The organism is Nonomuraea guangzhouensis, assembly GCF_019396345.1.
GTDB lineage: Bacteria > Actinomycetota > Actinomycetes > Streptosporangiales > Streptosporangiaceae > Nonomuraea > Nonomuraea guangzhouensis.
In genome coordinates, this window is sequence record NZ_JAHKRM010000014.1 from 130141 (window position 1) to 151579 (window position 21439).

Here is a 21439-nt window from a genome sequence, read left to right on the forward strand (position 1 = left end):
CCTCCTTACTGAAGCAGCAGCATCGGGTCGCTCAGCTCGTACAGGCCGCACATGGGCGGGCAGGCCTCGTAGCCGAGGAGCCGCTGGATGTCCTCGGGGTAGCCGCGGACCGTGTCCAGCGGCAGCGACAGGTAGTGGTTCTCCTCCTGCCGGAGGTTGCCGAGGTCGTAGGCGTACGACAGGCCGGTACGCGGCGCGTCGGAGGCGTTGACACCGGCGCCGTGGTACGTGCTGCCGAGCCACAGCAACGCGGAACCGGCCCGCATCTCGGCGGGGATCGCCTCGTCATCCCGGGGCGCCCGCTCGTCGTCCCACCGGTGGCTGCCCGGGATCAGGCGGGTGGCGCCGTTGCGCGCGGTGAACTCACTCGCGGCGACCATGACCTGCACCCGGCTCTCCGGACCCGGGTGGGAACGGAGGTGGGCTGTGTCGTCCCGGTGCAGCCCTTGGATCGGCACACCGGGCCGGATCTGGATGGCCCGCGAGATGCCGAGCTGGATCGTCGGGACCAGCTCCACCCGCTGCTCGCCGAGCCAGGCCCGCACCGGACGTTGCAGGAAGTGCCGCGCGCTGCCCAGGAAGTGCGGCTGCCGCATGATGGTGATCGAGTGCTCGCTCCGGCGGACCAGCCCGGGCAGGATCCGGGTCTTCACCCCGACCAGCCGGCCGTCGCCGTCCTCCTGGCGTTCCAGGTCCGGGCCCAGGTCGTCCCACAGGCCGCGGAGCGTACCGGCGTCGATGAAGTCCTCGATGATCACTGTTCCGTCACGCTCGACCACCTCGATCGCCTCGTCGACCTTGGCCGACGCGGGCAGTGTGGTCAGCTTGCGATCACTCATTCCGGCCTCCGGAGGCGGTCAGCGGTCCGGCTGGGCCGAACCATCGGGTGAGGGCGGCCCGCAGCGACGCCGGGTCGGCGGGTGTGCTCCAGGCGACGAAACCGTCCGGCCGAATCAGCAGGGCGTCCGCCGGGGCCTCGGCGCATTCGGCCGTGACCACGTCGACCCGGTCGGCCCAGGGTTCGGCGAGCGCCCGCAGCTCAGGATCGGCGGCGAGGTCGAGCAGCAGCGGCCGCCCGGTGCGCTGCAGCTCCGCGACCCGTACGGTGCCGTCGGCGCACCGTAACCGCAGGTCCGGGCTGTAGCGCCCGACCAGCGGACCGGTCAGCGACGGGTCGCCCATGTCGTAGCTGATGTGCAGGTCGTCGATCAGGGCGGTGAGCTGCCGGTTCGCCTCGTCGCGCAGCAGCAGCTCGGTGAGCAGCCGGCGCAACGCGTCGACGTGCTGTCCGGGCCGCATCAACGCGATCGAGGCCCGCTGGACCTCCAGCGTCTGCTCGCCGATCGGGTGCCGCTCGGAGGTGTAGGTGTCGAGCAGTTCTTCGCCGCACCAACCACGTGCGACCGCGGCGAGCTTCCAGCCGACGTTGAGCGCGTCGCCCATCCCGAGTCGTAGTCCCGGGCCGCTCCAATGCGAGTGGACGTGCGCCGCGTCGCCGACGAGCAGCACCCGCCCGCTGCGGTACGTCTCGGCCTGCCGCGCGTTGTCGGTGAACCGGGTGATCTTCTTGACCTCGGTGACCGTCACCTTGGTGCCGCTGAGCCGGCGCAGTGCCTCCTGGAACTCCTCCAGCGTGATCGCCGCGTCCCGGTTCGGCGGTGCGCCGTCGAACTCCAACGTGATGAACCGGGGCGGGCCCTCCTCGTACACGAGCAGCCCGCCGTCCTTGCGGAACCAGCCGGGGAGATGGAATTCGGGGTCGTCGATCTCGGCGAAGGCCCGGTAGCCGGTCGTGATGCCGTCCGTTCCGGGAAAGGCGATGCCGGACAGCTTCCGGATCAGGCTCCGGCCGCCGTCGCAGCCGGCGAGCCATTCCGCCTCCATCAGGTACGGCCCGTCCGGCCCCTCGACCTCGAGACGGACCCGGTCGTCGTCCTGGGTGAAACCGATTACAGTATGGCCGCGCCGTACCTCGATGCCGAGCTCCGCCGCGCGCCGCGCCAGGTCCTCCTCCAGCAGCTGCTGGGGCACCAGCAGGTCGGGGGACTCCGGCCGGAGCAGGAACATGCTGGCGAAGTGCCGCGCGCCGGGGAACGCCTTGGGCAGCAGGCTGTCCGGCCGTTGCTCACCCGCCGCGATGCGCGCCTGCTGCTCGGCCGTCGGTGGCGTGGCAGGAGCTTCGGTGACCCCGATCATGAGACCGCGACGGTCCATGATGTCGATCGCCCGTCCGGTGATGCCTTCCGCCTTCGGGCGCCATTCGATCGCGGGTAATCGTTCGAGCACCACCACCGGGACGCCGTGGAGAGCCAACTCGCACGCGAGTATGAGCCCCACGGGGCCCCCGCCGACGATCGCGACCTGTGCCTCCACGTGCGCCATTAACACCTCTGCTGGGGGAGAGAGAAGAGCCGTCGGGTTGCCCATCACAGACCGGAGATACGTACGGTGCGGTCTCGCAACCTGAGAGTTGACAGAGTGTCCAGGTGGTCAGCGCCGATGCTAATCGGCGGGTCCATATATAACTAGTGGTGTCATTTTTCGGACTAACCATGCATAATCTTCAACGCTGATGATCAACGGCGTGCCGGGGCCTGCTCCGGTGCCCCAGGCGGAAGGCAGCGGATGAGTGATGGCCGCCAGGCCCAGCCATTGGAGACCGACCGGCCCACCCCCTTCGACCCACCCATTGAGCTGCGGAATCGACCGCTGCTCAGCCGCCTCGCCTATCCCGACGGGCACCTCGGCTGGGTGGCGACCGGCTACACCGTCACTCGCGCCATCCTGGCGGATCCACGTTTCAGCACCCGGCGTGAGCTGCTGCACCAGCCGGTCGGCGGCGAGCGCGCGCACCAGCGGCCGACCCCCGCGGAGCCGGGCATCTTCCCGCACATGGACCCGCCCGACCACACCCGATACCGCCGCCTGCTGAGCAGCCACTTCGGGCCTCGTCGCGTCACCGAGCTGACGCCCGCGATCCGGCGCTACACCGCGCAGGTGCTCGACGCGATGGCGGACGGTGGATCGCCCACCGACCTCGTGACGTCGTTCGCCATGCCCATTCCGGCGCTGGTCATCTGCGAGTTGCTCGGCGTCCCCGCACAGGATCGGCACCTGATCCAGGCGGCGACCGGGGTGATGAACAACCTGGACTCCACACCCGAACAGACCGTCGGTGCCGTGCTGTCGATCACCGAGACGGTACGCGGCCTCCTCGCTCGTCTGCGCGCCGGATCCGGTCCATCGGACGACGGGCTGCTCGCTCACGCCGTGGCGACCGGTGACCTGACCGACGACGAACTCACCAACCTCGGGATGGTGCTGCTGGCCACCGGCCATCTGCCCACGTCGAGCATGCTCGCGCTCGGGACGTTCGCGCTGCTGACCGACCCGGCCCAGCGGGCCCGTCTGACCACGGACCCGGCACTCGCCGGACCGGCGGTCGAGGAGCTGCTGCGCTACCTGTCGATCCTCCAGTTCGACGTACGACGCACCGCGCTGGCCGACGTCGAGATCGGTGGCCAGGTCATCGCGGCCGGCGAGACCGTGGTGCTGGCCCTGCCGGTCGCGAACCGCGACCCGGAACACTTCCCCGACCCGGACCGGCTGGACGTGGACCGGTCGGCGACCGGGCACCTGGCGTTCGGGCACGGCATCCACCAGTGTCTCGGGCAGCACCTCGCGCGGGCCGAGCTCCGGATCGCACTGACCGCGCTCTTCGAGCGCTTCCCCGACCTGCGGCTGGCCGTTCCGGCGGCCGAGGTGCCGACCCGTGACCGCATGGCGGTGTACGGAGTGGACCGGCTGCCGGTCGCGTTCTAGTGGAAGGTAGCTTTGGATCATGCGTTACAGGACCTTGGGCGACTCGGGCCTCCGGGTGTCGGTGATCGGGCTGGGCTGCAACAACATCGGTTCGCGTATCGACGCCGCCCGCACCAGGGAGGTGGTGGACGCGGCGATCGAGGAGGGCGTGACCCTCTTCGACACCGCCGAGGTGTACGGCGCGGTGCACGGCGCCTCCGAGGAGATCCTCGGCGAGGTGCTGGCCGGTCGGCGGCACCAGGTGGTCCTGGCCACCAAGTTCGGCAGACCCGGCGACCGCCCCGACGACGAGCAGGGTGAGGCACGCGGAACGCTGGGCGGCCGGTCGTACATCCGGCGCGCGGTGGAGGGGTCGCTGCGCCGCCTGCGTACCGACTACATCGACCTTTACCAGTACCACTTCCCCGACGGCGTCACCCCGATCGAGGAGACGCTGGACGCCCTGACCGAGCTGGTGCGTGAGGGCAAGGTCCGGTACATCGGCAGCTCCAACTTCGCCGGCTGGCAGATCGCCGAGGCCGCGCACATGTCCCGCGAGAGAGGATGCGCGTCGTTCGTGTCGGCGCAGAACCACTGGTCGTTGCTGGAGCGCGGCGCGGAGCGCGAGGTGGTGCCGGCGGCCCTGCACTACAAGGTCGGTATGCTGCCGTACTTCCCGCTGGCCCACGGGCTGCTGACGGGGAAGGTACGACGCGGGCAGGAGCCACCGGCCGGGACCCGGCTCGCGGCGCGTCCGCACCTCGTCACACCGGACAAGCTGGACCGGGTGGAGGTGCTGAGCACCTGGGCCGACAAGCACGACCGGTCCCTCCTGGACGTGGCCATCGGCGCGCTGGCCGCACTGCCCGGCTGCGGTTCGGTGATCGCCGGTGCGACCGGCCCGGAGCAGATCCGGGCCAACGCGGCGGCCGGCGACTGGGAACCGACCGCCGCGGAACTGGCCGAGATCACTGAGCTGATGCCGCTCTCCTGAACGCCCGCCGTCCACTCACCCCTGTGGCTGAGGAGCGTCCGGTTTCGTGGGCGGCAGGGGCAGCGTGACCACGACCTCGAAACCGCCTGACGGCTTCGCTTGGGCCGTGACCGTTCCCTTGTAGAGCTTGACGCGTTCGCGCATGCCGATCAAGCCATGACCGTCCTCCTTGGGGGCCGCCGTCACCCCGCGCCCGTCGTCGGTGACGCGCAGCACCAGCGTGGTGCTGTGGAACGTGACCGTGACCCACGCCGTGGCGGGACCGGCGTGTTTGAGGATGTTGGTGAGGCATTCTTGGATGACCCGGTAGGTGCACAGGTCGATTCCGGGTGGCAGCGGGCGCGCGGCGCCGGTGACCGTCACGTGCACCGGCACGCCTGCCGAGCGCACCCGTTCCACCAGTGGTCCGAGCCGCTGCAGGCCGGGCGCCGGATCGTAGCCGTCGTTCTCGTCGTCGACGTCGATGCGCAGGACGGACAGCAGCCGTTTCATCTCGCCCATGGCCTCGCTGCCGGTGTCGGCGATGGTGGTCAGCGCGCCCCGCGCGGTGCCGGGGTCGGAATCGAAGACATAGCGGGCGAGCCCCGCCTGGATGATGATGACCGACATGTGGTGGGCGACCACGTCGTGCAGTTCGCGGGCGATGCGCACCCGCTCCTCCGTGACGGCGCGGCGCGCGTTGTCGTCCTGCTCGCGACGGAGTCGCTCGGTGAGGTGGGCGAGCCGCCTGTTGCGCTCGACCAGCAGCCTGGTGCCGTTGCCGAACGTCCAGGCGACGGCCATCATGATGCTGGCCTGCAGGATGTTGAGGCCGGTGAATTCGTGCGGGGCCAGGAACGCCGACTGCCACCAGGAGACGGCGACGGGCAGCACGCACGGGACGGACACGGCCGGCGGCAGCCGGCCGGCCACGGTGTAGAGCGCCAGCAGGGTCGAGGCCAGGTTGATCCTGGTGTCGTAGCCGGCCGCGTGCAGGATGATCGCGGTGACGCAGCAGACCCCCAGCACGATGAGCGGCGCACGCCGCCGCCAGGCCAGCGCCAGGTTGGCCGTCAGGGTCAGCCCGACGCCCCAGACGTCCAGGGGGCGCTGCGCGTAACCCTGATCGGCCGAGCTGCCGCCCACGGCGAACCCGAACCCCAGCGTGATGCCGGCGATGACGAGGCCGAACACCAGGTCGGTGAGGAAAGGGTTCGCCACGGCGAGCCGTTTGAGGGACGACAGCACCTTTGCCCGCATCAGCGCATGCTAACCGCGATCACCAAGGATCCTCATCCACCGCAGGGCCTATGCCATCCGCGGTATACACGCGGGCGGCCATACCGCAGCCGGTTGAACGAGCTGGTCAGGGGAGAGGGCCGAGACTGAGATGCCGGCCGTCGAGCTCGGATTCGATGGTGCCGGAGATGGCATTGGGCTGGATCAGCACGTTGTTCGCCGTGAGATATCCGCTGTGTCGTCCGGATACCGCGAGGTCGGCGCTGTAGCGGGAGGGTGCCCCGTAGAGGCCCGGCTTACCGTAATAGCTCCGCTCGATGCCGTTGAGCACGAATCCCGGTTCGTCGGCGTAGTTCGTGTAGGTCACCTCCAGCAGATACGCGAATGGTGGCAGCGGCGAGGGCCGGCGCGTGATGTCGATGCTCCCGGAGATCTTCCCGGCATGGTGTGCCACGGGCCGGAGGTCGGGCGGGACGTGGCCGGCGACCGGTGGCGCCCAGGACGGCGTGGGTGCCGGGCGGGCGGGCCCGCGCCGGGCGGGCGTGCGTTCCGGAAGGTGGGCGACGACGACCCTGGTCCGCGTGCCACGCACCTGTTGCTGCCAGAACAGCACGGCCGTGCCGTCGGGCCTCCACCTGAAGTTGGGCTTGGAGTCCCAGCCTGCGGCGATCGCGCCGGGGGCGAGCGGCTGTCCGGTGTACGAGCCGCGGGTGTCGTGCTCGTCGACGAGCCATGGTTCGGCGATCTCCGGGTTGCGGGCGGTGAACGCCGCGAACGGCAGCGCGGGGACGCCCTCTTCGATGAACGCCGGCCGGCGAATCTGCGAGAAGGTCTCGAGCAACCCGGTGGTGCGGGCGCTGCCGACGACCATCCATCGCCGTCCCTTGTGGCGGCCGGGTGCGAAGTCGACATCCTCATCCCAGTCCAACGCCGAGGTCAACCGGCTCTCGCGCCCGGAGCGCAGGTCGACTTCCACGACGTCTGGATTGCCCGCCTCGAACGCGTTGAGGAATCGCGCGAACGTCACGGCCTGCCCGTCGGGGGTGAAGCCCTTGAGCTCGCCGTCCGTCGCGACCACCCGGGCGTCCTCCACCTGGTAGGCGTCGCCGTGACGAGCCAGCCTGCCGACGATGCCCACTCCGGTGGGCCGTCCCGACGCTGTACGGCGGACCTGGCTGAGCGCTACGTGCCGGCCGTCCGGCGCCAGCCGGAACTCCCGCTGGTCCTGCTCGACGTTCGGATCCCCGGCGGCCGGGGGCACGATGGGCACGACGGTCGCCCGGCGGCAGTCGATCACCGATGGAACGCATTCCACGACGCCGTGATCCGCCGGCGCGTCGGGCGTTTGGGATCCGATGCGGACCAGCACCCGCCGGCCGTCGGGGAACGCGATCGGCTTGAGCAGTTCGGGGCCGTTCCACGCCTGGCACGTCAGGCAGCGCAGCCCGGTGCCGTCCTCGGTGAAGGACACGAGCTGGGTGCCCCGGAAGCCGGTGGACGTCGCCGCCGCGAGGACGCGTGAGCCGTCCGCGGTGTAGCCGGGGAAGCGGACACTGGTCACCGAGGCGGGCAACGGAACGATCGTCGACACGACCCGCTCCGGCTTGGGAGGGGGAACCTGCCCGCCGGGGAGCACGCCCCAGAACATCATCGTCAGCGCCGTGCCGAGCGTGGTGAGGCTACGCACGGGCATCGTCGCACCCCGTCCGGGGGCAGGTCGCCCCGATCTTGACGGAGACCGAGCGCCACCCCTTCGTCGCGTCCGGGCCGAAGTCGGTCTGCTGTACGGTGTGGCTCGGGCCGAGATCGATCGAGAACGCCAGGCGCCCATGCCGATCGGCCGTCACCACCCGGGTCCTGTCTCCGATCTTGATCGGGTATCTCCTGCCCGACTGGCGATTCGGCGGTGTCACCACGTCGAGACGGCCGCTGCCGGTGGCGGTGAGGGCGTTGCGGCGTACGGTCAGATAGGCGAATTCGCGGACCTTCCGCTGCGCCTGGAACATCCATCCCCAGGCCGTGAAGGACGCGCGCGCGGTGGAGACCGGGAGGGCCGACGGCGCGCTCACGCGTGGTCGCAGCAGCGGCTTGAGCCAGGAGACGAACTCCCGCAGGTCCCGCTGCCAGTACGGCGCGGAGTGCGAGCCCGGCAGGAAACGTGCGTCCGCGTCCCGGATGCCGGCCTTCTCCAGCGCCGCCACGAAGTTCCGCGCCATCTGACAGGCCCCCGCCTCGATCAGCAAGCGGGTCTGCCACTGCCGGCGCTCGACCGGATCGGTCGGCGGCTTCTGCGCGTCATAGGGGCCGGGCTCGCCGGTGCCGGAGCGGACGAACAGGTGCGTTCCCCGCAGATTCCCGGCGAGGTCGGTGGGATTGTTGTCGCGCCACACCACCTCCTGCTCTGCGGGATTGCCCCGGACGCAGTTCTGCTGCCCGCGCGGATCGGACCTGATGTCCAGCGCACCGGAGAACGATCCGGCGTAGCCGAACGTCCCGGGGAATGCCGCGGCGTACTTGACCGCACCGCCACCGCCCATCGAGATGCCGGCGATGGCGCGGCCGGCGGCGTTCGCCTGAGTCGGCAGGGTCCTGTCGATGAACGGGACGAGCTCGCGAACGTGGTAGCTCTCCCAGGCCGGCACCGGGCCGGAAGTCCCCTGGGTGAGGCCGAACCAGTCGGTGTAGCCGCCGTTGCGGTTCTTGCCGTCCGGTCCCTGGTCGGAGCCGTCCGGCATGACCACGATGATGGGCAGGTCGCCGACGATGGTGTCGACCTGGTCGCGGTCGATCCAGTTCGTACGGTCACCGCCCGCGCCGTGCAGCAGGTAGAGGGTCGGATAGTGAGTCCGCCCCGAGGCGTCGAAACCATCGGGGAGCAGCACGTCGACGCGCTGCTCGCCCCGCATGGCCCGGGAACGCAGGGTGTAGGTGACCAGGCGCCCGTCAGCCGACCGGCCGACCTGGCTGGCGCCCAGCCGGATGGGTGTGGCGCGCTCGACGCAGACCGGCCAGGGGGTTTCGGCTGATGCGGGAGCAGGTGCGGCGAGGCCCGTGCCGAGGAGTACGGCCAGCGCCGCGGCTGCGGCTCGGGACCAGCCCACCAGGTATAGAGGAATCATGAAACGTCATGCTCCCCGGCGATTCCGCCGTTCCCCGGATGCTTTCCTGACGGTTCCCTGACGGCTTCAGAGGATCGATACGAGGGGTGGGAAGCCCATCGTTAGCATGCGGAGGGCGAAGGCATAGAGGGGACCGCATGGGCACGCGCGATTCAACAGGGGACGCGACCGGCGCTCGGGTGCTGGTCATCGACGATGATCCGCACATCGCCGAACTGCTCGTCACCACCCTGCGCCTCGCGGGCTTCCAGGTCGCCTCGGCCGCCTGCGGAGCACAGGCCCTGGAGGCGGCGGTCGCCTTCCGGCCGGCGGTCGCCATCCTCGACGTGATGCTGCCCGACATCGACGGCTTCGACGTCATCCGCCGCCTGCGACGTGGCGGCCACACCTTCGCGGTGCTCTTCCTGACCGCTCGCGACGGGACCGAGAACAAGATCGAAGGACTCAACCTCGGTGGCGATGACTACATCACCAAGCCGTTCAGCATCGGCGAGGTCCTGGCTAGGCTGCACGCGGTGCTCCGGCGCGGGCGGGGCGCGGACGAGCGGTCCGTGCTCCGCTACGCCGATCTGGAGATGGACCAGGACGCCCACCGGGTCCGGCGCGGCGAACGCCTGGTCGAGCTCTCGCCCACTGAATACCGGCTGCTGCGCTACCTGCTGATCAACGCCGGCCGGGTGGTGTCCAAGGCGCAGATCCTGGACCAGGTGTGGCAGTACGACTTCGGCGGTGACGCCGGGGTGGTGGAGAAGTTCGTCTCCAACCTCCGCCGCAAGATCGACCTCGGCGAACAGCCATTGCTGCACACGATCCGCGCGTTCGGCTACGCGCTCAGGCTGCCGCCGGACGACGAGGCCGCCGCCGGGTGAACCTGATCCCACGTACTCTGCGCGGCCGGCTGCTGACCGGCATCACTCTGCTGGTGTCGCTCGGGCTCGCCGGTTCCGCGCTCGCCGCGTACGCGATGCTGAGCTCCTTCTTCGAATCCCGGGCCGCACGGCAGCTGACCGCCATCGCCGCGCGCGTGGACCAGAGCCTGTCCCGCCAACGGGACCTGCGGGGCGTCGAGCGGGCGCTGCATCTGCTCGACGGAGACCGTGTCGAGGCGGAGTTCTTGGACACCGGCGGCAAGGTAGCCGTGCGGCAAAGTAGCGACGCCTTCGTCCGCGTGCTGGACGCCGCGACGATCGCCCGGCTGCGCGGCTCCCCAGAGAAGATCATGCGGCTCGAAGCGGCGGGGAATCCCTATCGTGCCCGCTACCACCGCTTGGACACGACGGACGGGCTCCCCGTTGAAGGTGTCGTCATCGCCCTCTCCCTGCGCAACGACGAGGACACCCTTGACCGGCTCGCTCGTTACGAGGTGGTCGTGACCTCGGTCGCCCTGCTCGCCCTCGTCGGCCTCGCCGTCGCCGTGCTCCGCGTGGGGCTCAGGCCGCTGGAGAGCATGGCCGTCACCGCGACCGCCATCGCCCAGGGAGACCGGACCCGGCGGATCCCCGCCGGTGTCCCGCGCACAGAGACCGGCCGGCTCGCGACCGCGCTGAACCACGCGTTCGACGAACAACATCAGGCCGAGGAACGACTGCGCCGTTTCGTCGCCGACGTCTCCCACGAACTGCGTACGCCCCTCACCACCATCGGCGGCTGGGCCGAACTGTACTTCCACAACGACCTGCCCGCGCAGACCGTGACGACCGCGATGAGCCGGATCGCCGAGGAGGCCGCGAGCATGCGCAACCTGGTGGAAGAACTGCTCCTCCTGGCCCGCCTCGACCAGCAACGGCCGCTGGAGACGGCGCCCCTCAGCCTCGTCGACCTGGTCGAGGCGATCGTCTCCGACGCCCGGCTGATCGATCCCGATCGCCCCATCACCCTGTCGGCGCCCGCCGACGATCCCCTGGTCATCATCGGCGACGTCGAGCGGCTGCGCCGGCTCGTCCGCAACCTCCTCGGCAACGCGCTCCAGCACACCCCATCCGGTACGGCGATCCGCGTCGGGCTGTTCGCACCGTCCGACGACGACGCCGTCCCCCGCGTGCGACTCGTGGTGGCCGACGAGGGCCCCGGAATCGCCCCCAGCCTGCGCCCGCACCTCTTCGAGCGGTTCTCTCAGGGCGATCCGGTACGCCGACAGGGCAGCGGGCTCGGCCTCTCCATCGCCCGCGCGATCGCCGAGGCACACCAGGGAACCATCGAACTGCGCACGGGCAGCGAGTTCGTCGTCACCCTCCCTGCGAACGCCGGCTCGGCCTGAGACCGTCAGGAGGCGGCCAGCTCCGCGGCGACCGGGTCGGCGCCGAGGCTCAACAACCAGTCCAGCGGCGCGTCCGGGGCGTATCGCACCATGAGGCCGGTCAGCTCCCGCTTCCGCTCCTCGCTGAGGGAGCTCTCCCCAGCGGCCAGGCGAGCAACGGCCTCCCGGTACATCAGCAGGTACTTGCGCTGGTCGTCGAACAGACCGACCCCGCCCGCGGGCCCGTGCCCCGGATACAGCGGTATGCCCGCCAAGTCGCCGCCGAGCCGGTCCAGCGCGGCCAGCCACGTCCCGGTGTGACCGTCGGACAGGTAGGAATGCGTCCCGGCGAAGGCCAGGTCACCGATGAACGCGACGCGCTGTCCGCCGGCCTCGGCGACGATGTAGGAGTCGGCGTGGCTCTCGGCGGGGCCGGCGTCGGTCACCGTCAGCCGCACCCCGCCGATCTCCACCCGGCCACCGCTCTCCAGCAGTTCGTCGGGCACGCGGAACCGGTCCGGCCATTCCTCGCCGTACATCGGCTGCCACTGTTCCCGCTTCGCCACGGCGCTGTCCTGGATCACCTTCGCCACCGAGGCGGTGGCGTAGACGGGCACCTCGTCGGGCACCACGTACGGCAGCCCGTTGAAGTGGTCGGGATGGGGGTGCGTCACGAACGCCGCCAGCAGAGGCTTGCGTAACGCGGCCAGCCGGGCGGCCAGTGCCCTGGCGTCCGACACCAGCAGGCTCGCGTCCACCAGCACGACCCCTTCGGCCGTCTCGACCAGGTAGCTGTTGACGAAGATGCCCGTCTCGGCCGCGCTGTAGGTGTGCACACGAAAGTCGGTCATGATGTCCCTTCCGGTTACTGTTGATCCCGAACGTAGGCCGCGAGGCCACCGGCGGGACAGAAGGCACTTTCAAGTGCCCTTCTCGGTTGGGAGGCGTGGATGGCATTGATGATCCCTGACGTGTTTGAGGAATCGTGCGCCACCCGCCAGGCCCTGGAACGGCTCGCGGCGAAGTGGCGGATCCTGCTGATCTACGCCCTCCTCGACGGCCCCCAGCGCCACGCCCGGCTCCGCCACCGCCTGCCCGGCATCACGCAGAAGGTGCTGACCGAGACGCTGCGCGGGATGGAGGCCGACGGCCTGGTGAGCCGCCAGATCGTCAAGCAGAGCGCTCCCCAGCACGTGGAGTACGCGCTCACCGAGCTGGGCGCCTCGCTGAAGGAGCCCTTGGCCGCCATCTGCGCCTGGGCGCAGGAGCAGACCCAGGTCCGCGCCTGAGCGCCCGTTCGGGTCAGCCGGGGAGCAGATCGAGGATGTGCGGCCAGGCGGCGGCTCCGAGCTCGGCGTCGGCGACAGCGTCACCGCCGTAGCGGAAGTGCGGCGACACGGAAGCGGGACCTTCCCCCGGAAGCCGCGGCCGATGACCGGCTTCGGCCCGGCTGATCAGCCGAGCCGTCCGACCAGCGGTGCGGCGACGGCCGGCAAGCCGCTCGGCGAACGGGAGGGACGGCCACATCGCATCGTCCCCTCCCGCCACCAGCAGCACGTCGGCACCGGTCTCCTCGATGGGGATCTCGGCGGCGGGCACCAGGTCGGCGAACGTCCGTTCGCTCCGCTCGTACCAGCCACGAACAGCGACCGGACCATCCGCTGCTTCAGCAGCCGTCCAGCCGTCGTCGTAGGGGACGAAAGGCAGCGGCTGCCCCTTCCATGTCCAGGACGACCGGTAAGGGCGTTGCCGCCCGTCGCGCCCTGGGCCGACATTGCCCCACACCACCGAGGTAGGCGACACCGCCACGACGCCGTCGACACGCGGGTCATGAACGGCGGTGAGAGCGGCCTCCGCTCCTTTGGACGACCCCAGCAGGCAAATGCGCCGCACTCCGGTGGATTCGAGCAGATCGACGGCGGACACGAACGTCTCCAGCGGAATCTCGCAGATGCCCGGTGACTGCCCAGGACCGCCGAACCAGCGGATCGACATCGCGGTCATCCCCTCCTGAGCAAGGATGCGAGCCCGGTCCCGTTCGATCCGACCACTCGACCCCGCCAGAACGAGAACGCCTGTGTGACTGATGGAGGCAGGAGTGATCAGGACGCCTTCCCACGGCTCGGTCAGTTCCCGCTCATCCATGTTCACCCCCACCTGCCGGCAACCGTATTTACCGTAGCTCGGCGCCATGTCATCATGCGCTCAGCGTCTGCCGATGGGAGCGTAGTGATTCGCGACCTATTGACCGTTCTGCGCTGTGCCCGGCTGGCGATCGCCCTTCCCGTCGCGCTCAAAGACGCCGTCCCCTGCGCTCCAGGCGCCGTTCGTGGGGCGTCGTGCTACCCAGAACACGGCGGACCGCCACGGGCACTCCGGGCAGCGGCACGAGCGGGACCGGCAGGTCGGGGGGGGGAGTACTCGGGCCCGTAGGTGACCGGCATCCTGCGTCACACGAGACGCCGCCCATCGCACCGGTAGGGCCCCGCAGACTGGACCGAGGGCGATCCGGTCGTGCGACGTGCCGCGTACTGATCGCGTCAAGAATCGCGCCACGGCCGTATGGATGCCGTCAAGAACAGCAAAACGGGCCTATTTCGGGGTTTTGCTGGGCCATGAACCGCTCATCCCGGGCGGTAGGCATGGTGTTCCAAAGTTGAGGAGTTGGGGATGGCAGACGTCATCTTCGTCGCCCTGACGATCGCGATCTTCGTGGTGTTCGGGCTCGTCGTGAAGGCGGTGGAGCGCCTGTGAGCGCGATCAACGCCGCAGGCCTGATCGTGGTCGCCGCGCTGGTCGTCTTCATGGTCGCGGCGCTGCTGTTCCCGGAGCGTTTCTGATGAGCACGACCGCCGCGGGGATGATCTTCATCAGCTCCCTGATCGTCGCGCTGGGCCTGGCGCACCGGCCACTGGGCGACTACATCTACCGGGTCTACACGAGCACCAAGCACAACGTCGTCGAGCGGGGCGTCTATCGGCTGCTCGGCGTGCGGGCCGATGCCGAGCAGAGTTGGGGCGTCTACGCGCGCAGCCTGCTGGCGTTCTCGGTGGTCTCCATCCTGGTCGTGTACGGCATGCAGCGCCTGCAGGACAAGCTCCCGCTGAGCCTGGGCATGAAGCCGGTCACCGACCACATCGCCTGGAACACGGCCGTCAGCTTCGTCACCAACACCAACTGGCAGGCCTACTCGGGCGAGTCCACGATGGGTTACCTGACCCAGATGACGGCCCTGGCGGTGCAGAACTTCGTGTCCGCGGCCGTGGGCATGGCGGTGGCGATCGCGCTGGTGCGCGGCTTCGCCCGCCGCAGGTCGGAGACGATCGGCAACTTCTGGGTGGACCTGGTACGCGGCTCACTCCACATCCTGCTGCCCATCGCCTTCGTCGGCGCGCTGGTGCTGGTGGCCGGCGGGGTGATCCAGAACTTCTCCGGCGTGCACGAGGTCACCACGCTGACCGGCGGCACCCAAGGGATCACCGGCGGCCCGGTCGCCTCACAGGAGGCCATCAAGGAACTGGGCACCAACGGCGGCGGCTTCTACAACGCCAACTCCGCCCACCCCTTCGAGAACACCACCAACTGGACCAACTGGCTGGAGATCTTCTTCCTCCTGGTGATCCCGTTCGCGCTGCCGCGTACCTTCGGCAAGCTCATCGGCCAGGTCAAGCAGGGCTACGCCATTCTCGCCGTGATGGGCGTCATCGCGCTGACCAGCGTGCTGCTCACCAACCTGTTCGAGCTGGGTGGCCACGCCACCGTGCCGCAGGCCGTCGGCGCGGCGATGGAGGGCAAGGAAGTCAGGTTCGGCATCTCCGACTCGGCCACCTTCGCCGCCTCCACCACGCTCACGAGCACCGGTGCGGTGAACTCCTTTCACGACTCGTTCACGCCGTTCGGCGGCATGATGACGATGTTCAACATGATGCTCGGCGAGGTCGCGCCCGGCGGCGTCGGCTCCGGCCTGTACGGCATGCTGATCCTGGCCGTGATCACGGTGTTCGTGGCCGGGCTGATGGTCGGCCGTACCCCGGAGTATCTGGGCAAGAAGATCGGCGCCAGGGAGATCAAACTCGCCTCCCTGTACTTCCTGGTCACCCCGGTCCTCGTGCTGATCGGCACGGCCTTCGCGATGGGCTCGGCCGAGCAGCGCGCGAGCATGCTCAACTCGGGGCCGCACGGCTTGTCCGAGGTCCTTTACGCCTTCACCAGCGCCTCCAACAACAACGGCTCGGCGTTCGCCGGCATAACGGTCAACACGCCGTGGTACGACGTGGCGCTCGGCCTGTGCATGGTGTTCGGCCGGTTCCTGCCGATCGTGCTGGTGCTGGCGCTGGCCGGGTCGCTGGCCCAGCAGGCGCCCGTGCCCGCGGGCGCCGGCACGCTGCCGACCCACCGGCCGCTGTTCGTCGGCATGGTCGTCGGCGTCACGGTCATCCTGGTCGCCCTCACCTTCCTCCCGGCCCTCGCGCTCGGCCCCATCGCAGAAGGACTGTCCTGACATGTCAACCCCAGTGCTCGAAGCGCCGGGCAAGGCGCCCGGCCCCCAGCGGAACGGCCGGGTCGGCGGCGGCCTGCTCGACCCCAGGCAACTCCTGACCTCGCTGCCGGACGCGGTGAAGAAGCTCAACCCGGCCACGCTGTGGCGCAACCCCGTCATGTTCATCGTCGAGATCGGCGCGGTGTTCACCACTGTGCTGGCGGTGCTCGACCCGTCGTTCTTCGCCTGGGCCATCGTGGTGTGGCTGTGGCTGACCGTGATCTTCGCGAACCTGGCCGAGGCCGTGGCCGAGGGCCGGGGCAAGGCGCAGGCCGCCACCTTGCGCGCGGCCAAGCGGGACACCACGGCCCGCCGCCTGAAGAACCGCACCTCCCAGGAATGGGACGTGGTCGGCGCGCCGGAGCTCAGGCAGGGCGACTTCGTGGTGGTGGAGGCGGGGGAGATCATCCCAGGCGACGGCGACGTGGTCGAGGGCATCGCGTCGGTGGACGAGTCGGCCATCACGGGCGAGTCCGCGCCGGTCATCCGCGAGTCGGGCGGGGACCGCTCGGCGGTGACCGGCGGCACGAAGGTGCTGTCGGACCGGATCGTCGTCGAGATCACCCAGAAGCCCGGCGAGAGCTTCATCGACCGCATGATCGCCCTTGTGGAGGGCGCGGACCGGCAGAAGACGCCGAACGAGATCGCGCTGAACATCCTGCTGGCCGCGCTGACGATCATCTTCCTGGTCGCCACCGCCACCATGCAGCCGCTGGCCATCTACTCGAAGTCCATCAACCCGGGCGTACCCGACTCGCTCGCCCTGAACGCGAACGGCGTTACCGGCGTGGTGCTGGTGTCGCTGCTGGTGTGCCTGATTCCGACCACGATCGGCGCGCTGCTGTCGGCGATCGGCATCGCCGGGATGGACCGCCTCGTCCAGCGCAACGTGCTGGCCATGTCCGGCCGCGCGGTCGAGGCCGCGGGCGACGTCTCCACGCTGCTGCTGGACAAGACCGGCACCATCACGCTGGGCAACCGGCAGGCGTCGGACTTCGTCCCGGTCGCGGGCGTCACCGAAGCAGAGCTGGCCGAGGCGGCGCAGCTGTCCAGCCTCGCCGACGAGACGCCCGAGGGCCGCTCGATCGTGGTGTTCGCCAAGCAGCGCTACGGCCTGCGCGAGCGGGAGATCCACGGCGCGAAATGGGTCCAGTTCACCGCGCAGACCAGGATGAGCGGCGTCGACCTGGGCGACCGCCAGGTGCGCAAGGGCGCGGCGACCGCCGTGATGAAGTGGGTACGCGACCAGGGCGGGCACCCGACCGACGAGGTCGGCCACCTGGTGGACGGCATCTCCGGCTCCGGTGGCACGCCGCTGGTGGTGGCCGAGAAGGGCCGGGTGCTCGGTGTCATCCACCTCAAGGACGTGGTCAAACAGGGCATGCGCGAGCGGTTCGACGAGATGCGCCGGATGGGCATCCGGACCGTGATGATCACCGGGGACAACCCGCTGACCGCCAAGGCCATCGCGGACGAGGCCGGGGTGGACGACTTCCTGGCCGAGGCCACGCCCGAGGACAAGCTGACGCTGATCAGGAAGGAGCAGGAGGGCGGCCGGCTGGTCGCGATGACCGGCGACGGCACCAACGACGCCCCGGCGCTCGCCCAGGCCGACGTCGGCGTGGCGATGAACACCGGCACGTCGGCCGCCAAAGAGGCGGGCAACATGGTCGACCTCGACTCCAACCCGACCAAGCTCATCGAGATCGTCGAGATCGGCAAGCAACTGCTCATCACGCGCGGCGCGCTGACCACGTTCTCGATCGCCAACGACATCGCCAAGTACTTCGCGATCATCCCGGCGATGTTCGCGGCGGTCTACCCGGGCCTGGACGCGCTCAACATCATGCGCCTGGCCAGCCCGCAGTCGGCCATCCTGGCGGCGGTCGTCTTCAATGCCCTGGTGATCATCGCGCTGATCCCGCTGTCGCTGCGCGGCGTGCGCTACAAGCCGTCCAGCGCGGCCAAGCTGCTGTCCCGCAACCTCTACCTGTACGGCCTGGGCGGCATCATCGCGCCGTTCATCGGCATCAAGATCATCGACCTGCTCATCCAGTTCCTTCCGGGGATGTCGTAAATGGAACGTCTACCTAGCTGGCTGCGCCGGCATCTCGCCGCGATCCGGGCGGTCGTCGTGCTGACCGTGCTGCTCGGTGTGGTCTATCCACTGGTCACCACCGGGGTCGCGCAAGCCCTGTTCAACGGCAAGGCCAACGGCTCGATCGTCCAGGCCGGCGGCAAGGACGTCGGCAGTGCGGTCATCGGCCAGAACTTCACCGACAAAGACGGCAACCCGGTCAAGAAGTACTTCCAGTCCCGTCCGTCGGCCGCCGGCGACGGCTACGACCCGACCTCGACCGGCGCCAGCAACCTGGGCCCTGAGGACATCGTGGACACGCTGCCGGTGCCCGGGGCCGAGGACGAGGGCAAGCGGTCGCTGCTCACCCAGGTCTGCGCCCGCTCCAAGGCGATCGGCGAGCTGGAGGGCGTCAGCGGCGCCCGCCCGTACTGCACACCGGACGGCGTGGGCGCGGTGCTGAAGGTCTTCCCCGACCATGCTGTCAGCGTCAACCAGGCCTGCCCCGCCACCCCCTTCATCGCCACCTACCAGGGACTGACGGTGGAGTGCGCGAAGCCGGGCGCGGACTACGCGGCCGGGCGGACCGTACCGATCCGCGGCGATGCGGGTGCCGTGCGAGTGCCCGCCGACGCGGTGACGGCCGGCGGCTCCGGGCTCGACCCGCACATCTCGCCCGCCTACGCCGAGCTCCAGGCGCCACGCGTGGCCAAGGCGCGCGGGATCACGCTCGACCAGGTCAAGCGGCTCATCGACGCGAACACCACCGGTCGTACGATCGGCTTCATGGGCGAGCCCGCGGTGAACGTGCTCGAACTCAACCTGGCCCTGGACAAGGTGTGACATGAGGGGGCGGCTGCGGGTCTACCTCGGGGCGGCCCCCGGGGTGGGCAAGACGTACGCGATGCTCTGCGAAGGCCGCAGAGCGCTGGAGCGCGGCCGGGACGTGGTCGTGGGCTTCGTCGAGACCCACGACCGCGCCCGTACCGCCGCCCTGCTGGACGGCATGGAGGTGCTTCCGCGCAAGACCATGACGCACAGAGGCGCGACGTTCACCGAGCTGGACACGGAGGCGGTGATCGCCCGCGCGCCCACGGTGGCGCTGATCGACGAGCTGGCGCACACCAATGTGCCCGGCTCACGCAACGTCAAGCGCTGGCAGGACATCGACGACATCCTGGACGCCGGGATCGATGTGATCTCCACGGTCAACATCCAGCACCTGGAGTCGGTCAACGACGTCGTCCAGGAGATCACCGGCGTACCGCAGCGCGAGACCGTGCCGGACGAGGTGGTGCGGCGGGCCGACCAGATCGAGCTCGTCGACATGTCGCCGGAGGCGCTGCGCCGCAGGATGGCGCACGGCAACGTGTACGCCCCGGAGAAGGTCGACGCGGCCCTGTCGAACTACTTCCGCGTCGGCAACCTCACCGCGCTACGTGAGCTGGCCCTGCTGTGGGTCGCTGGAAAAGTCGATGACCAGCTCGATCGCTACCGCGCCGAGCATGGCATCGCCAGCACGTGGGAGGCGCGCGAGCGCGTGGTGGTCGCCCTGACCGGCGGCCCCGAAGGCGACACGCTGGTACGCCGGGCGGCCCGCATCGCCGCCCGCACCAAGGGCGCCGACCTGCTCGCCGTGCACGTGACCAGCGCCGACGGGCTGGCCGGAGCCGATCCGGCCAGCCTGGCCCGCCAGAGATCGCTGGTCGAGGACATGGGCGGCACCTACCACCAGGTCGTCGGCGACGACATCCCGCGCGCCCTGCTGGACTTCGCCCGCGGCGTCAACGCCACCCAGCTCGTGCTCGGCGCTTCCAGAAGGGGGCGGTTCGCCCAGATCTTCTCCCGAGGCGTCGGCGTGGAGACCACCGCCCTATCGGGCTCCATCGACGTCCACATGATCACCCATGCCGAGGCCAAGAAGGGCCGTCGGCGGCCGGTCCGCTCCCGTGCCGCGCTCACCCGTACGCGCCGGTCCATCGGCTGGGTGCTGGCGCTGGCCGGGATGCCCGCGCTGACGGCCGCGCTGTCGCCGTTCAGGGACGTACTGTCGCTGCCGAGTGAGATCCTGTTCTTCCTCTGCCTGACCGTCGGGGTGGCGCTGGCCGGCGGCATGTGGCCGGCCATCACCGCGGCCGTCGGTGGGTCACTGCTGCTCAACTGGTTCTTCACGCCGCCGATCGGCCAGTTCACCATCAGCGACCCGGAGAATCTCTTCGCCCTGGTCGTGTTCGTCCTGGTGGCCGTCGCCGTCAGCACCATCGTGGACATCGCGGCCCGGCGCACCAGGCAGGCCGCCCGCGCGAGCGCGGACGCCGAGCTGCTGTCCACCCTGGCCGGGCACGTGCTGCGCGGCCAGGCCGCCGTGCCGTCCCTGCTGGAGCGGATGCGCGAGACGTTCGGCCTGACCTCGGTCACCCTGCTCGAACGGCGGCCCGAGGCCGCCCGCACCCCCGACGACCAGTCGGATCCGGACGCGTGGCGGATCGCGGCCACCTTCGGCGGCGCCCCGTCCACCTGCCCCGGCCAATCCGACACCGACGTGGTCATCGACGACGACATGATCCTGGCCGCCCGAGGCGGGCCGTTGGACGCCGCCGACCGGACGGTGCTGGAGGCGTTCGCCGCCGAGGTCGCTGTAGCGCTCCGCCAGGAACGCCTCCAGCAGGAGGCCGAGCAGGCCCGGCCGCTGGCCGAGGCCGACAAGATGCGCACCGCCCTGCTCGCCGCCGTCAGCCACGACCTGCGTACGCCGCTGGCCTCGGCGAAGGCGGCGGTGGAGAGCCTGCACAACACCGACGTCGCCTGGTCGGAACAGGACCGCGCCGAGCTGTTCGCCACCGCCGAGGAGTCGCTGGACAAGCTCGATCGGCTGGTGGCGAACCTGCTCGACATGAGCCGCCTGCAGGCCGGGGTGCTGGGGGTGACCCCGCAGCCGCTGGCCCTGGAGGAGATCGTGCCGCGCGCCATCGACGATCTCGGCCCGTTGCGTGACCGGGTCGAGGGCGACATCTCCATCGACCTGCCCGAGATCCTCGCGGACGCGGCCCTGCTGGAGCGGGTGCTGGTCAACCTCATGTCCAACGCCGTCCGCTACAGCCCGCCGGACAAGACCGTACTGATCACCGCGAGCCGGCACGGCGACCACGTGCAGATCCGCGTCATCGATCGCGGCCCCGGCCTGCCGCCCGAGGCGCACGACCACGTCTTCCAGCCGTTCCAGCGGCTCGGCGACCGCGACAACCACTCCGGCGTCGGCCTCGGGCTGGCCCTCTCGCGCGGCCTGACCGAGGCGATGGGCGGCACCCTCGTACCTGAGGAGACACCAGGGGGAGGCCTCACCATGACCGTCACCCTGCCTGTTTCCAGCAGGTCGGTGACGGCATAACCCCGCATCCGCCATGCGGTGTGTCGTGTCAGCGGCCGTGTCAGTGCAGCGACGGTCCGGTATCAG

The 21439-nt window shown here is 69.9% G+C and carries 17 protein-coding genes; 10 read left to right on the forward strand and 7 right to left on the reverse strand.

The features are described 5' to 3' along the window. Positions 1 to 5: 5 nt before the first annotated feature. Together KME78_RS28405 and KME78_RS28410 are read right to left on the reverse strand one after the other, a co-directional pair. Positions 6 to 839, reverse strand: coding sequence for a phytanoyl-CoA dioxygenase family protein (locus tag KME78_RS28405; protein ID WP_219532428.1), 834 nt, complete (start codon positions 837 to 839; stop codon positions 6 to 8). Continuing rightward, positions 832 to 2382: an FAD-dependent monooxygenase gene (locus KME78_RS28410; RefSeq protein ID WP_219532429.1), complete on the reverse strand. Its 1551-nt coding sequence runs from the start codon at positions 2380 to 2382 to the stop codon at positions 832 to 834. The genes KME78_RS28405 and KME78_RS28410 overlap by 8 nt, the downstream gene beginning before the upstream one ends. 243 nt (positions 2383 to 2625) lie before the next feature. Here KME78_RS28410 and KME78_RS28415 point away from each other — a divergent pair, with 243 nt between their 5' ends. Both KME78_RS28415 and KME78_RS28420 read left to right on the forward strand, forming a co-directional pair. Next, complete coding sequence (locus KME78_RS28415; RefSeq protein ID WP_219532430.1) at positions 2626 to 3822, forward strand: cytochrome P450; 1197 nt, start codon at positions 2626 to 2628, stop codon at positions 3820 to 3822. 19 nt (positions 3823 to 3841) lie between these two features. Beyond that, positions 3842 to 4795, forward strand: coding sequence for an aldo/keto reductase (locus KME78_RS28420; protein ID WP_219532431.1), 954 nt, complete (start codon positions 3842 to 3844; stop codon positions 4793 to 4795). Between the two features lie 15 nt (positions 4796 to 4810). Here the strand turns inward: KME78_RS28420 and KME78_RS28425 are convergent, their stop codons facing one another. The 3 genes from KME78_RS28425 to KME78_RS28435 form a co-directional block, all read right to left on the reverse strand. Then, complete coding sequence (locus tag KME78_RS28425) at positions 4811 to 6034, reverse strand: sensor histidine kinase (RefSeq protein ID WP_219532432.1); 1224 nt, start codon at positions 6032 to 6034, stop codon at positions 4811 to 4813. A gap of 106 nt (positions 6035 to 6140) precedes the next feature. Further along, positions 6141 to 7706, reverse strand: coding sequence for a hypothetical protein (locus KME78_RS28430; RefSeq protein WP_219532433.1), 1566 nt, complete (start codon positions 7704 to 7706; stop codon positions 6141 to 6143). Continuing rightward, positions 7693 to 9132 (reverse strand): alpha/beta hydrolase, encoded by a 1440-nt coding sequence (locus KME78_RS28435; protein ID WP_219532434.1) that lies wholly within the window; start codon positions 9130 to 9132, stop codon positions 7693 to 7695. The genes KME78_RS28430 and KME78_RS28435 overlap by 14 nt, the downstream gene beginning before the upstream one ends. A gap of 137 nt (positions 9133 to 9269) precedes the next feature. Here KME78_RS28435 and KME78_RS28440 point away from each other — a divergent pair, with 137 nt between their 5' ends. Together KME78_RS28440 and KME78_RS28445 are read left to right on the forward strand one after the other, a co-directional pair. After that, positions 9270 to 10001 carry a response regulator transcription factor gene (locus tag KME78_RS28440; protein ID WP_219532435.1) on the forward strand — a complete coding sequence of 244 codons (732 nt, stop codon included), beginning with the start codon at positions 9270 to 9272 and terminating at the stop codon, positions 9999 to 10001. Continuing rightward, complete coding sequence (locus KME78_RS28445; protein ID WP_219532436.1) at positions 9998 to 11389, forward strand: sensor histidine kinase; 1392 nt, start codon at positions 9998 to 10000, stop codon at positions 11387 to 11389. Before KME78_RS28440 ends, KME78_RS28445 begins: the two co-directional genes overlap by 4 nt. A 5-nt stretch (positions 11390 to 11394) precedes the next feature. Here the strand turns inward: KME78_RS28445 and KME78_RS28450 are convergent, their stop codons facing one another. Beyond that, positions 11395 to 12219, reverse strand: a complete 825-nt coding sequence (locus tag KME78_RS28450) for an MBL fold metallo-hydrolase (protein WP_219532437.1) — start codon at positions 12217 to 12219, stop codon at positions 11395 to 11397. 120 nt (positions 12220 to 12339) lie between these two features. On the opposite strand from KME78_RS28450, the gene KME78_RS28455 reads away from it, so the two are divergent. Further along, a complete protein-coding gene (locus KME78_RS28455) occupies positions 12340 to 12657 on the forward strand; it encodes a winged helix-turn-helix transcriptional regulator (protein WP_219532438.1) in 318 nt (105 codons plus the stop codon). Positions 12658 to 12670: 13 nt separating this feature from the next. Here the strand turns inward: KME78_RS28455 and KME78_RS28460 are convergent, their stop codons facing one another. Beyond that, positions 12671 to 13513: an acyl-CoA thioester hydrolase/BAAT C-terminal domain-containing protein gene (locus tag KME78_RS28460; protein WP_219532439.1), complete on the reverse strand. Its 843-nt coding sequence runs from the start codon at positions 13511 to 13513 to the stop codon at positions 12671 to 12673. Between the two features lie 605 nt (positions 13514 to 14118). On the opposite strand from KME78_RS28460, the gene KME78_RS64710 reads away from it, so the two are divergent. The 5 genes from KME78_RS64710 to KME78_RS28485 are packed head-to-tail and all read left to right on the forward strand — an operon-like array spanning position 14119 to position 21373. Beyond that, positions 14119 to 14208 carry a potassium-transporting ATPase subunit F gene (locus KME78_RS64710; protein WP_219532440.1) on the forward strand — a complete coding sequence of 30 codons (90 nt, stop codon included), beginning with the start codon at positions 14119 to 14121 and terminating at the stop codon, positions 14206 to 14208. Next, the gene (kdpA, locus tag KME78_RS28470) at positions 14208 to 15869 is read left to right on the forward strand and encodes a potassium-transporting ATPase subunit KdpA (RefSeq protein ID WP_219532441.1); all 1662 of its coding nucleotides are present in this window, start codon (positions 14208 to 14210) and stop codon (positions 15867 to 15869) included. The genes KME78_RS64710 and kdpA overlap by 1 nt, the downstream gene beginning before the upstream one ends. Before the next feature lies 1 nt (position 15870). Then, the gene (kdpB, locus tag KME78_RS28475; RefSeq protein WP_219532442.1) at positions 15871 to 17985 is read left to right on the forward strand and encodes a potassium-transporting ATPase subunit KdpB; all 2115 of its coding nucleotides are present in this window, start codon (positions 15871 to 15873) and stop codon (positions 17983 to 17985) included. Further along, positions 17986 to 18828 (forward strand): potassium-transporting ATPase subunit C, encoded by an 843-nt coding sequence (locus KME78_RS28480; protein ID WP_219532443.1) that lies wholly within the window; start codon positions 17986 to 17988, stop codon positions 18826 to 18828. A 1-nt stretch (position 18829) separates the two neighbouring features. Next, positions 18830 to 21373 (forward strand): DUF4118 domain-containing protein, encoded by a 2544-nt coding sequence (locus KME78_RS28485; protein ID WP_219532444.1) that lies wholly within the window; start codon positions 18830 to 18832, stop codon positions 21371 to 21373. Positions 21374 to 21439 lie beyond the last annotated feature (66 nt).

Coding starts and splice junctions, on each gene's coding strand:
- kdpA (WP_219532441.1), top strand. CDS start 14,208: ATGAGCACGACCGCCGCGGGGATGATCTTCATCAGCTCCCTGATCGTC.
- kdpB (WP_219532442.1), top strand. CDS start 15,871: ATGTCAACCCCAGTGCTCGAAGCGCCGGGCAAGGCGCCCGGCCCCCAG.
- KME78_RS28415 (WP_219532430.1), top strand. CDS start 2,626: ATGAGTGATGGCCGCCAGGCCCAGCCATTGGAGACCGACCGGCCCACC.
- KME78_RS28460 (WP_219532439.1), bottom strand. CDS start 13,513: ATGGATGAGCGGGAACTGACCGAGCCGTGGGAAGGCGTCCTGATCACT.
- KME78_RS28435 (WP_219532434.1), bottom strand. CDS start 9,132: ATGATTCCTCTATACCTGGTGGGCTGGTCCCGAGCCGCAGCCGCGGCG.
- KME78_RS28425 (WP_219532432.1), bottom strand. CDS start 6,034: ATGCGGGCAAAGGTGCTGTCGTCCCTCAAACGGCTCGCCGTGGCGAAC.
- KME78_RS28485 (WP_219532444.1), top strand. CDS start 18,830: ATGAGGGGGCGGCTGCGGGTCTACCTCGGGGCGGCCCCCGGGGTGGGC.
- KME78_RS28430 (WP_219532433.1), bottom strand. CDS start 7,706: ATGCCCGTGCGTAGCCTCACCACGCTCGGCACGGCGCTGACGATGATG.
- KME78_RS28440 (WP_219532435.1), top strand. CDS start 9,270: ATGGGCACGCGCGATTCAACAGGGGACGCGACCGGCGCTCGGGTGCTG.
- KME78_RS28420 (WP_219532431.1), top strand. CDS start 3,842: ATGCGTTACAGGACCTTGGGCGACTCGGGCCTCCGGGTGTCGGTGATC.
- KME78_RS28405 (WP_219532428.1), bottom strand. CDS start 839: ATGAGTGATCGCAAGCTGACCACACTGCCCGCGTCGGCCAAGGTCGAC.
- KME78_RS28410 (WP_219532429.1), bottom strand. CDS start 2,382: ATGGCGCACGTGGAGGCACAGGTCGCGATCGTCGGCGGGGGCCCCGTG.
- KME78_RS28480 (WP_219532443.1), top strand. CDS start 17,986: ATGGAACGTCTACCTAGCTGGCTGCGCCGGCATCTCGCCGCGATCCGG.
- KME78_RS28450 (WP_219532437.1), bottom strand. CDS start 12,219: ATGACCGACTTTCGTGTGCACACCTACAGCGCGGCCGAGACGGGCATC.